General features: G+C 68.4%; 12 protein-coding genes. 8 read left to right on the top strand and 4 right to left on the bottom strand.

What is annotated here, in order from left to right:
- Positions 1-126: 126 nt before the first annotated feature.
- Together ACFUTU_RS16825 and ACFUTU_RS16820 are read right to left on the bottom strand one after the other, a co-directional pair.
- A complete protein-coding gene (locus ACFUTU_RS16825) occupies positions 127-813 on the bottom strand; it encodes a potassium channel family protein (RefSeq protein ID WP_377966275.1) in 687 nt (228 codons plus the stop codon).
- Entirely contained in the window at positions 806-2,239 is a 1,434-nt protein-coding gene (locus ACFUTU_RS16820; protein WP_377966273.1) for a TrkH family potassium uptake protein, read from the bottom strand. The genes ACFUTU_RS16825 and ACFUTU_RS16820 overlap by 8 nt, the downstream gene beginning before the upstream one ends.
- A 105-nt stretch (positions 2,240-2,344) precedes the next feature.
- Between ACFUTU_RS16820 and ACFUTU_RS16815 the strand changes: the two genes are divergently transcribed.
- Both ACFUTU_RS16815 and ACFUTU_RS16810 read left to right on the top strand, forming a co-directional pair.
- Positions 2,345-3,556: an acetoin utilization protein AcuC gene (locus tag ACFUTU_RS16815; protein WP_377966271.1), complete on the top strand. Its 1,212-nt coding sequence runs from the start codon at positions 2,345-2,347 to the stop codon at positions 3,554-3,556.
- Between the two features lie 79 nt (positions 3,557-3,635).
- Entirely contained in the window at positions 3,636-4,325 is a 690-nt protein-coding gene (locus ACFUTU_RS16810) for a metalloregulator ArsR/SmtB family transcription factor (RefSeq protein WP_377966269.1), read from the top strand.
- An 11-nt stretch (positions 4,326-4,336) separates the two neighbouring features.
- Here the strand turns inward: ACFUTU_RS16810 and ACFUTU_RS16805 are convergent, their stop codons facing one another.
- Positions 4,337-5,683: an alpha-hydroxy-acid oxidizing protein gene (locus ACFUTU_RS16805; protein WP_377966267.1), complete on the bottom strand. Its 1,347-nt coding sequence runs from the start codon at positions 5,681-5,683 to the stop codon at positions 4,337-4,339.
- Between the two features lie 122 nt (positions 5,684-5,805).
- Here ACFUTU_RS16805 and ACFUTU_RS16800 point away from each other — a divergent pair, with 122 nt between their 5' ends.
- Both ACFUTU_RS16800 and ACFUTU_RS16795 read left to right on the top strand, forming a co-directional pair.
- Entirely contained in the window at positions 5,806-6,513 is a 708-nt protein-coding gene (locus ACFUTU_RS16800) for a FadR/GntR family transcriptional regulator (protein ID WP_377966265.1), read from the top strand.
- A gap of 118 nt (positions 6,514-6,631) precedes the next feature.
- A complete protein-coding gene (locus tag ACFUTU_RS16795; protein WP_377966263.1) occupies positions 6,632-7,222 on the top strand; it encodes a TetR/AcrR family transcriptional regulator in 591 nt (196 codons plus the stop codon).
- Positions 7,223-7,347: 125 nt separating this feature from the next.
- Here ACFUTU_RS16795 and ACFUTU_RS16790 read toward each other — a convergent pair whose 3' ends face one another.
- On the bottom strand, positions 7,348-8,361 hold the full coding sequence (locus tag ACFUTU_RS16790; RefSeq protein WP_377966261.1) for a LacI family DNA-binding transcriptional regulator: 1,014 nt from the start codon (positions 8,359-8,361) through the stop codon (positions 7,348-7,350).
- A 219-nt stretch (positions 8,362-8,580) separates the two neighbouring features.
- Here ACFUTU_RS16790 and ACFUTU_RS16785 point away from each other — a divergent pair, with 219 nt between their 5' ends.
- The 4 genes from ACFUTU_RS16785 to ACFUTU_RS16770 are packed head-to-tail and all read left to right on the top strand — an operon-like array spanning position 8,581 to position 12,987.
- Complete coding sequence (locus tag ACFUTU_RS16785; RefSeq protein ID WP_377966259.1) at positions 8,581-9,987, top strand: Gfo/Idh/MocA family protein; 1,407 nt, start codon at positions 8,581-8,583, stop codon at positions 9,985-9,987.
- Positions 9,988-10,010: 23 nt separating this feature from the next.
- On the top strand, positions 10,011-10,952 hold the full coding sequence (locus tag ACFUTU_RS16780; protein ID WP_377966257.1) for an NAD-dependent epimerase/dehydratase family protein: 942 nt from the start codon (positions 10,011-10,013) through the stop codon (positions 10,950-10,952).
- Complete coding sequence (locus tag ACFUTU_RS16775; RefSeq protein WP_377966255.1) at positions 10,949-11,854, top strand: 5-dehydro-4-deoxyglucarate dehydratase; 906 nt, start codon at positions 10,949-10,951, stop codon at positions 11,852-11,854. The genes ACFUTU_RS16780 and ACFUTU_RS16775 overlap by 4 nt, the downstream gene beginning before the upstream one ends.
- Positions 11,854-12,987 (top strand): mandelate racemase/muconate lactonizing enzyme family protein, encoded by a 1,134-nt coding sequence (locus ACFUTU_RS16770; protein ID WP_377966253.1) that lies wholly within the window; start codon positions 11,854-11,856, stop codon positions 12,985-12,987. Before ACFUTU_RS16775 ends, ACFUTU_RS16770 begins: the two co-directional genes overlap by 1 nt.
- Positions 12,988-13,043 lie beyond the last annotated feature (56 nt).

Genomic DNA, 13,043 nt, shown 5'->3' with positions numbered 1-13,043 from the left:
CAGCCGTGGAGTTTTTGTACAGATACCGCGACTTCCGAGGGCTCTAGCGCCCATTATCTGTACAAAAACTCCCCACGGCGGGCGGGGGGTATGCACGACGGCGGGTGCCGCCGTCGTGCTTGACCTTTACGGCCGGGCGGCGAACCGCTCCAGCAGGTCCACGTGGCCGGACACGATCAGCATGTCCCGGGCGGAGACCTTGGTCTCCGGGCGGGCGTAGGTGAAGTCCTCACCCGGGGACTTCACGCCCACGATGGTCACGCCGTACTTGGACCGGACCTTGGACTCGTCCAGCGTGAAACCGACCGTTTCACGCGGCGGGTACATTTTCACGATGGCGAAGTCGTCGTCGAACTCGATGAAGTCCAGCATGCGGCCGGAGACCAGGTGCGCGGCGCGGACGCCGGCGTCGGCCTCCGGGTAGATGACGTGGTTGGCGCCGATCCGGGTGAGGATCTTGCCGTGGGACGGGGTGATGGCCTTGACCCACAGGTGCTCGATGCCGAGGTCCACCAGGTTCACGGTGATGAGCACCGAGGACTCAATGGACGTGCCCACGCCCACCACCGCAGAACTGAATTCCTGCGCACCCAGCTGGCGCAGAGCGTCGATGTTGGTGGCGTCCGCCTCCACCACGTGGGTCAGAACGGGTGCCCATTTCTGGACCAGGGACCTGTCGCGTTCGATGGCCAGGACCTCACGCCCCTGCTTCACCAGCTGTTCGGCGGTGGAGGAACCGAAACGGCCCAGCCCGATCACCAGTACCGGTGCGTTATGGGCGGGGCGGTTGGGGGCGCCTGACGAATTAGCCAATGATGGGCCTCTCTTCCGGGTAGTGGTACAGCTGGCTGCGCTGGCGCAGGGCCAGGCCAGCGGCGAGCGTGACGGTGCCGACGCGGCCGGCGAACATCAGGACGGCCAGCACATAGACGCCCTCCGGCGGCAGCTCGGCGCTGAGGTTGGTGCTGAGGCCGACCGTGGCGAACGCCGAGATGGTCTCGAACAGCACCCGGTCCAGGGACGCGCCGCTGATGTGCAGGAGCAGGAAGGCTGACGCCGAGACCCACGTTGCGCCGGCGACGATCACGGAGATGGCCACGCGCATGGTGCCCTCCGGGATGGTGCGGCCGTAGACCTTGACGTCCGCATCACCGCGCGCCTCGGCGATGATGGCCAGGAACATGACGGCGATGGTGGTGACCTTGATGCCGCCGGCGGTTGAAGCGGAGCCGCCGCCGGCGAACATGAGGGCGTCCGTGAGCAGCATGGTGGTGGATTCCATCTGGTTCTGGTCCACCAGGTTGAAGCCGCCGGAGCGCGTCATGACGGACGCGAAGATCGAGTGCGTGATCTTGTCGCCCAGGCTCATGCCGCCGATGGTGCGGGTGTTGTCCCATTCCATGAGGGCCCACAGCACGGTGCCCGCCGCGAGCAGGATGAAGGAGACCTGGATGGTGAGCTTCGTGTGGAGATTCCACTTGCGCCAGTCGAGCCCGTTCTGCTGCAGCACCATGACCACGGGGAAGCCCAGGCTGCCCAGGAAGACGCCCAGCATGAGCGGGATGAGGATCCAGAGGTCTGTTTCGTAGGGGACGATGCCGTCCGAGTGCGGGGTGAAACCGGCATTGTTGAACGACGAGATCGAGTAGAAGACGCCATGCCAGACGGACTGCCAGAACGGCTCACCCAGGACCATGAAGCGGGGGATCAGGGCTACCGCCAGAATGGCCTCGATAACCACAGAGGTGGTGATGACGATCCGCAGCAGCGTACCCACCTCGCCCAGGCGGCCCGCGTTGTTCATGGCTTCCTGCGCTATGAGCTTGCCCCGGACGCCGAGCTTCTTGCTCACCATGAGCGCCAGCAGCGAGGCCAGGGTCAGCGTGCCGAGGCCGCCGACGAAGATGCCCACCAGGATGATCAGCTGCCCGAAGAAGGACCAGTGCACGGCAGTGGACACCACTGTCAGGCCCGTGACGCAGACAGCCGAGACCGCGGTGAAGAGGGCCTGGTGCAGGGGAGTGAAGTCGCCGGTGGCAGAGGACGCCGGCAGCGACAGCAGGGCAGTAAAGAGGACGATGACCACCACGAAGGCGCTCAGGGCCAGCCGGGCCGGGGAGGTGTTGGCGATGTCATCGATGAAGTCACGGATGCCCGTGAATATCCACAGGCCCTCACGCTCCGGCGGTGCGGGTTGCCAGCTGGCCGGGCTCTTGGACCTTGACTGGCTCTGGGTCATGTGCGGCTGTTCCTCGATTGACTCTGCTTCCTCAAGTAGTAAACCACTAAACCCCGCGCCGTGGCCGGGCCCGGGAGCAGACCGTGCTCCGGTAGCCTGTGAGTAATGACATTCCAGTCCGGACTCAGCCTCCCCGCACTGCCGACGATGGTGGTGTGGGATGCCGCCATGACGGCGTACAACTTCGGTCCGGGACATCCCATGGCGCCCGAGCGCCTGGACCTGACCGCGCGCCTGGCCTCGAGCCTGGGCCTGCTGGACCTCAACAACGTCACTCTTGCCGCCCCGCACGTGGCGGCAGACGGCGAACTCACCACCGTCCACAGCCCCGAGTTCGTGGCCGCCGTCCGCCGGGCCAGCGACGATCCCGCCGCCGCGGACGCGTCCTACGGGCTGGGCACCGAGGACGACCCCGCCTTTGCCGGGATGCACGAGGCCGCGGCCCGGCTGGCCGGCGGATCCATCCTCGCCGCGGGCTCGATCCTGGACGGGTCGGCTGTCAGGGCCGTGAACTTCGGCGGCGGGCTGCACCACGCCTCACGGGAGCGCGCCAGCGGCTTTTGTGTCTACAACGACGCCGCCCTGGCGGTCCGGAAACTGCTCGACGGCGGCGTGCAGCGGGTGGCATACATCGACGTTGACGCGCACCACGGGGACGGGACGCAAAGTATCTTCTGGGACGACCCCCGCGTCCTCACCATCTCCCTGCACGAGACCGGAATGTCCCTGTTTCCCGGCACCGGCTTCGCCAACGAGACCGGCGGTCCCGGGGCCCGGGGGAGCGCTGTTAATGTGGCACTGCCTGCGGGGACAGGCGACGCCGGCTGGCTGAGGGCCTTCCACGCCGTGGTTCCGCAGCTGGTGGGCGCCTTCGGACCCGAGGTCATCGTCAGCCAGCACGGGTGCGATTCGCACCGGCTTGATCCGCTGACTCATCTCAACGTCAGTGTGGACGGGCAGCGTGAGGCCGCCGCCGCCGTCGCAAACCTCGCCGCGCGGTACTGCGAAAACCGCTGGATTGCCACCGGGGGCGGCGGATACCACATCACCGGCGTGGTGCCGCGGACCTGGAGCCACCTGATCGGCATCGCCGCAAACCGTCCGGTGCCGCTGCGCACGCCAGTGCCGGAGACGTGGCGGTCGTATGTGCAGGAGCGCTACGGCGTGGACACGCCGGAGAGCATGGGTGACGACGCCGATCTCTGGTGGCGGTCGTGGGAGGTCGGCTTCGATCCCAACGACGACGTGGACCGCACCGTGATGGCCACACGGAAGGAAGTCTTCCCGCTGCACGGGCTGGACCCCTGGTTCGACTAGCTTCAACCCTTCTTCACGGGACGGTCCGGGCGCGAAATACTAGATGCCATCCGGCGTATATGTCGCTAGGGTGGGTCTCATGGTGACAGACGACGTATTTGCCGTCATTGCTGAGGCAACGCGGCGGGACATTCTCGTGTCCCTCCAGGCCGGGGACAAAGCCGTGGGGGAGCTGGTCGAGGAGCTCGCCGCGAGCCAGCCCACCATTTCCAAACACCTGAAGGTGCTGCGCGAAGCAGACCTTGTCAGCATGCGCGCGCAGGGCCAGAAGCGCTACTACGCGCTCAACACCAAGCCGCTCGAGGGGGTCGCCAGCTGGCTGGAGACGTTCGACGTCGGACGTGCGGCTTCCGCCGCAGCCTCACCGGAGGTGGCGGTTCAGCAGGCGCCGGAACAGCAGGCGGACGAAGCGCAGGCCGGCTCCGCGCGGCGGGTACCGGCCGCCGCGACCGGCAGCCCGGCGTCGATCGGAAGCCCGGCGTCGGCCGGCGCAGGTTCTCCCGGCCCGGCTTCTGCCGGCGTCCCGGACGCCTTCGTCCCCGCGGCTGCGGCACATTCCGGGACTGCAGCGGGCGATGCCACCCACGCACCCGGCCGGCCGGCGAGCGGCCAGCTGAGTCCCGCCGTCGTGGTTCCGGGCGGACAGGTCGCCGGAAACGCTGGCCAGGACGACACCGTTCCGCAGCAGATCGGCCGCACCGTGGGCCGCGCCGCGACGAAGGCCGCCGACCTGCTGGCCAACCTGCCCAAGTTCGGCCGCAAGAAGTAGCGGGCCCCAGCCTAGTTGCCGAGGATCCGCACGTGGTCCGGGGTCAGCTCGGAGATGCTGCTGACGCCGAGAAGCGCCATGGTGCGGGCCATGTCCTTCTCGAGGATCTGCAGGACGCGGTCCACGCCCGCCCGCCCGCCGGCCATGAGCCCGTACAGGTAGGCGCGGCCGATCAGCGTGAAGTCGGCGCCGAGGGCGAGTGCCGCGATGATGTCCGCGCCGCTCATGATGCCCGTGTCCAGCATGATCGCGGCGTTGCTGTTGTCCGCCTTGAGCGCCTTCGACACCTCGGGAAGCAGGTGGAAGGGGATCGGGGCCCGGTCCAGCTGCCGGCCGCCGTGGTTGGACAGGACGATGCCGTCGGCGCCGTGGTCCACCACCTTGCGGGCGTCGTCAACCGTCTGGATGCCCTTGACCACCAGCTTGCCCTTCCACGTTTCGCGCAGCCAGTCCAGGTCCTCGAAGGTGAGGGTGGGATCGAACATGGAGTTGATGAGGTCGGCCACTGTGCCCGTGTACCGGGAGAGCGAGGCGAAGGTGAGCGGCTCGTGCGTGAGGAAGTTGAACCACCAGGCCGGGCGGTAGGAGGCGTCCAGCACGGTCTTCAGGGTCAGCGCGGGCGGGATGGTCATGCCGTTGCGGACATCACGGAGCCGCGCGCCGGCCACCGCAGTATCCACCGTGACCATGAGGGTGTCGTTCCCGGCCCTGGCTGCGCGCTCGATCAGTTCCAGCGAGCGGTCCCGGTCGGTCCACAAGTACAGCTGGAACCAGTTCCGGCCGTTGGGTGCCGCCGCGGCCACGTCCTCGATCGAGGCGGTGCCCATAGTGGAGAGCGTATAGGGGATGCCCGCGGCCTCGGCGGCCTGCGAACCGGCGTATTCGCCTTCGGACTGCAGCATCCGGGTGAAGCCGGTGGGGGCGATGCCCACGGGAAGGCGGGAGGGCTTGCCCAGAATGTCGGTGCGCAGGTCGATGCTGGAAACGTTCCGCAGGATGCCCGGCCGGAATTCGATGTCCAGGAACGCTTCGCGGGCGCGCCGCAGGGTGATCTCGCCCTCTGCCGCGCCGTCGGTGTAGTCGAACGGTGCCTGGGGAGTCCGCCGCTTCGCGATGTCGCGCAGTTCCCAGACGGTGCTGGCGCGCTTGAGCCGGGCTTCCTTGCTGAACTCGGGCTTCTTGAACTGCATGAGCGGGGCCAAATCCGAGTATTTCGGGATACGGCGCTTCAGGGCGGCCGGGATGGCGGCAGCGGCTTTGGCGGTTGAGGCACGGGGGGCCGGCTGCGCCGCCGGAATGTCCGTTGCGTCCGGAGCCGGCGTGGCTTCGGGATTGCTCGGCTGAATGGTGTGGGTCATGGCGTTCCTCCGCGGGCGCTTTCCTCGGTGGGGCATGCGGGAGGATACGGGACAGCCTCGCCGCTGTGGTCTAACCACACTCTAAAGCATGTGGTCCGACCACATCAAGTACCATGGTGGCCATGCGCACGCACCAACTTGTCCTGCAATGGATCGAGGACCAGCTTTCCGGCGGCCAGCTCTCCGTTGGCGGCCGCCTCCCGGCCGAGCGGACCCTGGCCGAGCAGCTCGGCGTGTCCCGCACCTCCGTCCGGGAAGCGATCCGGATTCTCGAGGCCATGGGCGTGGTCCGGGCGGGCGTGGGGTCAGGGCCCGAGGCCGGGACGGTGGTGATCTCGGATCCGACGGCGGCACTCGGCTCCGCGCTGCGGCTGCACGTGGCCACCCAGCACCTGCCGGTGGAGGACGTGGTGGAGACGCGGGTGCTGCTTGAGTCCTGGGCGGCCGCCCGGGCCAGGCCGGACGCCCCCGAACTTGACCTTGCCGCCGCACTCCTCGACGACATGGACGAGGACCACGGCACCGACGACTTCCTGGCCCTGGACGTCCGCTTCCACCTGGCCTTGGCCGACGCCGCCGGCAACGCCGTGGTCAGCGCCATGATGGGGTCGCTGCGTGAAGCCATCCAGGGCTATGCCGGGCAGCTGACCGCCAACCTGCCGGACTGGGATACCACCGCGTCGCGGCTCCGGTCAGAGCACCGGGAGATTCTGGCCGCCATCCGGAAGGACGACGGCGGCCGGGCGGCCGAGCTTGTTGCTGCCCATATCAGGGGGTACTACAGGGAGGCCGGGCTGGGCCCGAAGGGCGGGGACCCGACCGGCCCGTAACAAGCGTTGGGGGCGAGTTTTTGTACAGGTAATGGCCTTAAACGGCGCTCCAACCCGCGACATCTGGACAAAAACTCGAAGCCGTCCGCAGACAGGCGGCGTGAAATAAACTGGCGCAATGTCTCCATCAAAGCCCCGAGGGCCGTACGCCAAAGGCGCCGAACGCCGCGAGCAGATCATCCAGACCGCTACGGATGTCTTTGCCACCGAGGGCTTCGAGGGGACGGCCCTCAAGCGCGTGGCGGAGCTCGTGGGGGTCAAGGAGGCCACGCTCTTCCACTATTTCAGCGGCAAGCAGGAGCTCCTGACGGCCGTGCTCGCGGAGCGGGACCGCCGCAGCAGGGAAATCGGCGGGCCGGACGAGTTCGGCCTGACCGTGCTGGCGTCCGTGGCGGAGCGGAACAGGCGGGAGCCGGGGCTGACCACGCTCTACGCCGTCGCGTCCGCAACCGCCAACGACCCCGGGCACGCCTCCCACGGCTACTTCCAGGACAGGTACTCCCAGCTGGTCGGGGAACTGGCGCTCGACATTGGCCGGCGCCAGGACGCGGGGGAGGTCCGGTCCGACGCTGCTGCGGAGTCGCTCGCGCGGCTGGTCATCGCCGCCTTCGACGGCCTGCAGCTGCAGTGGCTGTACGACAAGAACGTGGACATGGCCGGCGGCCTGACGGAGCTCGTCGAAGTACTCCTGGCGCCGGCCAGGTCATAACGACGGCGGCCCCTAAGTCCGCGCGGCCCCTAATTTCGTCCAGGGCGTGGAGTTTTTGTCCACTTGTCGCGACTTCCGGGGCGTTTAGCGGCCATTATCTGTACAAAAACTCCACAGCGGAGGGGCTATCTTGCGGCCGGGCCCGTGCTCCCGCGGATCTCGAGCCGCGGCTGGAAGGTGCTCTCTTCCTCCGGGGCCTCGGCGTTGCGGATCAGCGCCCGCAGCCGGTGCCAGGCCTGTTCCCCGAGCTCCGTGATCGGCACCGCGGCTGTGGTGAGCGGCGGCGTGGTGTACCTGGCGAAGGGGATGTCGTCGAAGCCGGTGACAGAGATTTCCCCGGGAACGCGGACCCCGCGCTCGTGTAGCCCGCTGAGCAGCCCCATGGCCACGAGATCGTTGAAGGCCAGGACGCCTGTGGCCCCGCTGGCCAGCACCGCGTCCACCGCTCCATGGCCCGACTCGAAGCTGGATCCGCCCTCGAGCATCAGGAGTTCCACGCCCGGATTCGCCGCCCGGAACTTGTCCAGCCCGGCCATGCGGGCCCGGTTGGAGGCGCTCCGGGCGGGACCGGCCAGGAACGCGATGCTGGTATGTCCCAGGCCCGCGAGGTGTTCGGCGAGTTCCTGGACGCCCTGGCCGTAATCCACCTCCAGGCTCGGGACGGGGGTCTCCGTGGTGCTGCGGTTGATCAGGACCATGGGGTGCAGTGACGGGGCCAGCTCCTCGAGTTCGGCGTCGCCCATGCGCGGCGCGCACAGCACCAGGCCGTCGCAGCGCCGCCGCGCTTCTCCGGCCAGTATGGCCTCCTCACTGGAGACCTCTGAGGAGTCGGCGATCAGCACCCGGTAGCCGTCCTGGGCTGCGGCCATGCTGAGGCCCCGGAGGATGGCCTGGAACGTAGGGTTGGCGAGATCGGGCACCACGATGCCGATGGTGTCGGTCTTGCCCAGGGCAAGGCTGCGGCCCACCGGGTTTGGCTGGTAGTTCAGTTCCGCCGCGGCGTCCCGCACCCGCTGGGCAATGGCGGGGTCCACCGTGAAATTGCCGTTCATGACGCGGGAAACGGTGGCGTGCGAGACGCCGGCCTTGGTGGCAACGTCCGCAATGCCAATGCGCCGGGTGCCCGTTCTCCTGGCCATAACTTCCTTCCGTCTGTCCCGTGCCGCGTTCGCTGCCGCGGCACATAACAACGCCCCGGCTCAGCGCCACTTCCGGCTTTTCAAAAGACGGTTGACGCGCTCGCCGCTGTCTTGATACAAAGCTTATAACGTTTCGAGAAAACGCTTTCTCAGGATTCTTCCTACATGTGGGCAGGGCGTCAAGCAGCCCGCCTACCGCCTTCGGAAAGGGGCCCATCCATGGTCAACGTCGACACCGCCCGGCAGCAGCAACCGGAGCCTGCCACGGCAACGAGGCGGTCCCGCATCGCGCTGATCGGCACCGGCGGCCGCTCGGAAATGTACATCCGCGCAATCCTTGGCCAGCACGCGGACGTGGCGGAGCTGGTGGCCCTCTCCGACGCAAACCCCGGCCGGGTGGAGTACTACCAGCGGCTCATGCAGGAACTGGGCGCGGCGGTACCGGCCGACTCGTTCGAGCCCGGCTCCCTGACCGGATACATCAGGGCCAACGCGATTGACCGTGTCATCGTCACCACGCCCGACTACACCCACGCGGACTACATCGTCGAGGCGCTCGAGGCGGGGGCCGACGTCGTGGTTGAAAAGCCCCTGACCATCGACGCCGAGGGCTGCCGCCGCATCACCTCGGCCGCGGCGGCCACGGGCCGGAACGTGGTGGTCACCTTCAACTACCGCTACTCGCCCCGGAACAGCGCGCTGAAGAAGATCATCCAGGACGGCGTGATCGGCAAGGTCACCTCCGTCGACTTCAGCTGGGTCCTGGACACGGTCCACGGTGCCGACTACTTCCGCCGCTGGCACCGCGACAAGCAGAACTCCGGCGGGCTGCTCATCCACAAGGCGTCGCACCACTTCGACCTGGTGAATTGGTGGATCGACGACGTGCCCGAGCGGGTCTACGCTTCCGGCGGGCTGCGGTTCTACGGTGCCAAAAATGCCGCGGAGCGAGGCCTTGGCGCCAGACCCGACCGCGGCACCACAGAAGGCAGCACCCCGGAAACACGGGACCCGTTCGTCCTGGACCTCCGCGAGGACGAGCGGCTCCGCGGACTGTACTACGACAACGAGAAGTTCGACGGCTACCGCCGGGACCAGGACGTCTTCACCGACGGCATCACCATTGAGGACAACCTGGCCCTCACCGTGGATTACGACGGCGGGGCCACGCTCAGCTACTCCCTGAACGCGCACAGCCCCTGGGAGGGCTACCGGGTTGCCGTCAACGGAACCGAAGGCAGGGCCGAGCTGGAGGTGGTGGAACGTGCCGCCGTCGTCCACAGCACCGACAAGAAAACGGTGGTGGACCCCTCCGCCACGCCCGTCGAGGAAGACGACGCCGTACGCCGGAACGGTGAGCGCCTCGTGGTCCAGCGCCACTGGGAGCCCGCATATGAGGTGCCCATCGTCAACGGCGAGGGCGGCCACGGCGGCGGCGACAACCTCCTCCTCTCCGACCTGTTCAACGGCCCCGGCAAGGACCCGCTGGGACGCCCCTCCGGCTATCTTGACGGGCTGCGCTCCGTGGCCGTCGGCATCGCGGGCAACACGTCGCTGGAAACCGAACTCCCCGTCCGCATCAGCGAGCTTGGCCTGGGCGTGGAACTGCGCCGCGGCCGCGCCTGAACGCAGCAGAACAGGAAATCACCATGAGCAGAATCCTTGTCACCGGCGGCGCCGGCCGCCTGGGCCGCAGCGTGGTCGCGGGCCTCGCCGGGGCAGGCCACCACGTAGTCTCGGCGGACCGGGACGCCGTACCGGCCGGCATGTTCCCGGCCGGCGTCGAACAGGAAACCGCGGACCTGCTGGCCCCCGGTGAGGCGTTCCGCCTCCTGGAACGCACAGCGCCCGACGCCGTCATCCACCTCGCTGCTATTGCCGTGCCTTTCAGCGCGCCCGAGGAAGTCATCCTCAGCACGAACACCCGACTGGCCTTCGCAGTGGTCAGCGCGGCCACCGAACTCGGGATCGGCAGGATCATCACGGCCAGCAGCCCCACAGTGCTGGGCTATGGTTCGCCGGCCGGCTGGCTGCCGGAGTCCCTTCCGGTGGACGAGGACACCACGCCCCGTCCCTGGAACGCCTACGCCCTGTCCAAGCTGATCGCCGAGCAGACGGTGCAGATGTTCGCCGCCGCCCAGGGCAGCCGGATCCGTTACGCTGCCTTCCGGCCATGCTATGTCATCTCGCCGGAGGAATGGGACGGCGCCCCCACGCAGCAGGGCCACACCGTCCGCGAGCGGCTCGCCGACCCCGCCCTGTCCGCGCCTGCCCTCTTCAACTACGTGGACGCCCGGGACGTGGCCGACTTCCTGGACATGCTCCTGCAGAAGATGGACACCATCCCCAACGGCGAGACGTTCTTCGTGGGTGCCGCCGACGCGCTGGCCACCGAGCCCTTGGCCACGCTCCTGCCCCGGTTCGTCCCGGGCAGCGCCGCGCTTGCCGCCGGACTCACCGGCACCAGCCCCGCCTTTTCCATCGCCAAAGCCAAGCGGCTGCTCGGCTGGGAACCCAAACGCACCTGGCGCACAGAACTCGCCGAAGAGGCAATGGTCGGCGCCACAACCGGATCACAGGAGACCAAATGAAACTCGACGGTGTACTCTTCTTTCCCGTCACCCCCTTCAGCGCCGACGGCGCCGTGGACGTTGAGGTCCTGAAGGAACACATCGCCTCGCGCCTGGAGCACCGCCCGGGAGGCGTGTTCCCGGCCTGCGGAACCGGCGAGTTCCATGCGCTGAGCATCGACGAGGTGCGCACCGTGGTGACCGCCGCCGTCGAAACCGTCAACGGGCAGGTGCCCGTCATCGCCGGTGCCGGCGGACCGCTGGGCCACGCGCTCGCCGCGGCTCGCGCGGCCGAGGAGGCGGGCGCCGACGCCCTGCTCGTCCTGCCGCCGTACCTGGTCGCCGGGCCCACCGACGGAGTGGTGGCCTACATCGAGGCGGTGGCCGGGGCGAGCAGCCTCCCGGTCATCGTGTACCACCGAGGCACGGCCAAATTCACGGCCAAAGCCATCGCACGGCTCGCCGGCAACCCCAAGGTCATCGGCTTCAAGGACGGCATCGGCGACGTCGGGCTCGCCCAGGAGATCGTCACCGCCGTCAAAGCCAGCGGACGCGGGGACTTCCTGCTCTTCAACGGGCTCCTGACCGCCGAACTCACCCAGGGCGCCTACCGCGGACTCGGCATCCCGCTGTACTCCTCGGCCGCCTTCGCCATGGCACCGGAAATCGCCACCGCCTACTACGACGCCTACGCCAGCGGCGACGAGGACCGCCGGCAGGCGCTGCTCGAGGGCTTCTACGCGCCCCTGGTGCGCCTGCGGGACCAGACGCCGGGCTTCGGCGTCTCCCTCATCAAGGCCGGGCTGCGCCTAACCGGCCTGGCCGTCGGCCCGGTCCGGCCGCCGCTGGTGGACCCCACCGAAGAGCAGCTCGTGGAACTCAAGGCGATCCTGGCCAAGGGCCACGAACTGGCCGGCCGCTGATGCCGGCCAGGATCACCGGGCTGCACACGCGCCTGATCACGGTGCCGCTGCGACGCAGCTGGGGGGTTGAGGCGCCCGAAAACCACATCATCGCCACCAGCCTCTTCACGGACGACGGCGGTGCGGGGCACGGTTTTTCCTGGACCCCCACCATCGGGCCGCAGGCGGTCAAGGCCCTCCTTGACCACGACATCGCCCCGTTCATCACCGGTCTGGACGCGAAGCCGGAAGTGGTCTGGGACCAGCTCTGGAAGCGCCTGCATGAGGCAGGCGGGGGCGGGCTGACCACCATCGCGATGGCCGGCGTCGACCTTGCCCTCTGGGACCTCACCGCCCGCAACGCGGGGGTGTCAGTGGCCGGGCTGCTGGGCCAGCGGCAGGAATCGGTGGAGGTCTACGGCTCCGGCGTGAACCTGCACTACACCCTGGACGAACTCGTGGCGCAGACCGAACGGTGGGTGGCGGCCGGCCACCAGGCCGTTAAGATCAAGGTGGGCAAGCCGGACCTGGCCGAGGACGCCGAACGCGTGGCGGCGGTCCGGTCGGTGCTCGGTCCCGACCGCCGGCTGATGATCGACGCGAACCAGCGCTGGGACCTGCCCGCTGCCCTCCGCGCCCTGGACGTGCTGGCCCAGTTCGGCCTGGACTGGCTGGAGGAACCGCTGCGTGCCGACGACCTATCGGCCTACCGCCGCCTGCGGAAACAATCCCCCGTGCCCATCGCCCTGGGTGAGAACGTCCACACCATCTACCGGTTCCGCGACTTCATTGAGGCTGAAGCGGTGGACATCGTCCAGCCCAACATCATCCGGGTAGGCGGCATCACGCCCTTCCGCCGCATCGTTGAGCTGGCCCGGGCCAACAGCATCCGGGTGGCGCCGCACCTGCTGCCCGAGCTCTCCGGCCAGCTGGCGCTGACCCTCGCCGAGGCCGTCAGCGTGGAGGACGTGGAGGACGCCTCCTTCGAACAGCTGGGCATCCTGGCCGGCCCGTCGCCGGTCCGGATCCGCGACAGCCGCCTCTACAGTGCGGACCGGCCGGGCCTCGGGTTCAGCTTCACGGCCGGACTCACATCCGAGCCGCGGGAGCGCACCTTCGACCTGCCGGCGGACCCGGCGTTCCGGCTCTCGTAAGTTCCGCCTAACAGGAAGAGGGCGTTCCCGGATCCGGGAACGCCCTCTTCTCCTGC

The organism is Arthrobacter sp. NPDC057388, from assembly GCF_042668165.1.
Taxonomy (GTDB): domain Bacteria; phylum Actinomycetota; class Actinomycetes; order Actinomycetales; family Micrococcaceae; genus Arthrobacter.
The sequence above is the reverse complement of the archived record's forward strand: the minus strand, read 5'-3'. Positions and strand labels throughout refer to the sequence as shown.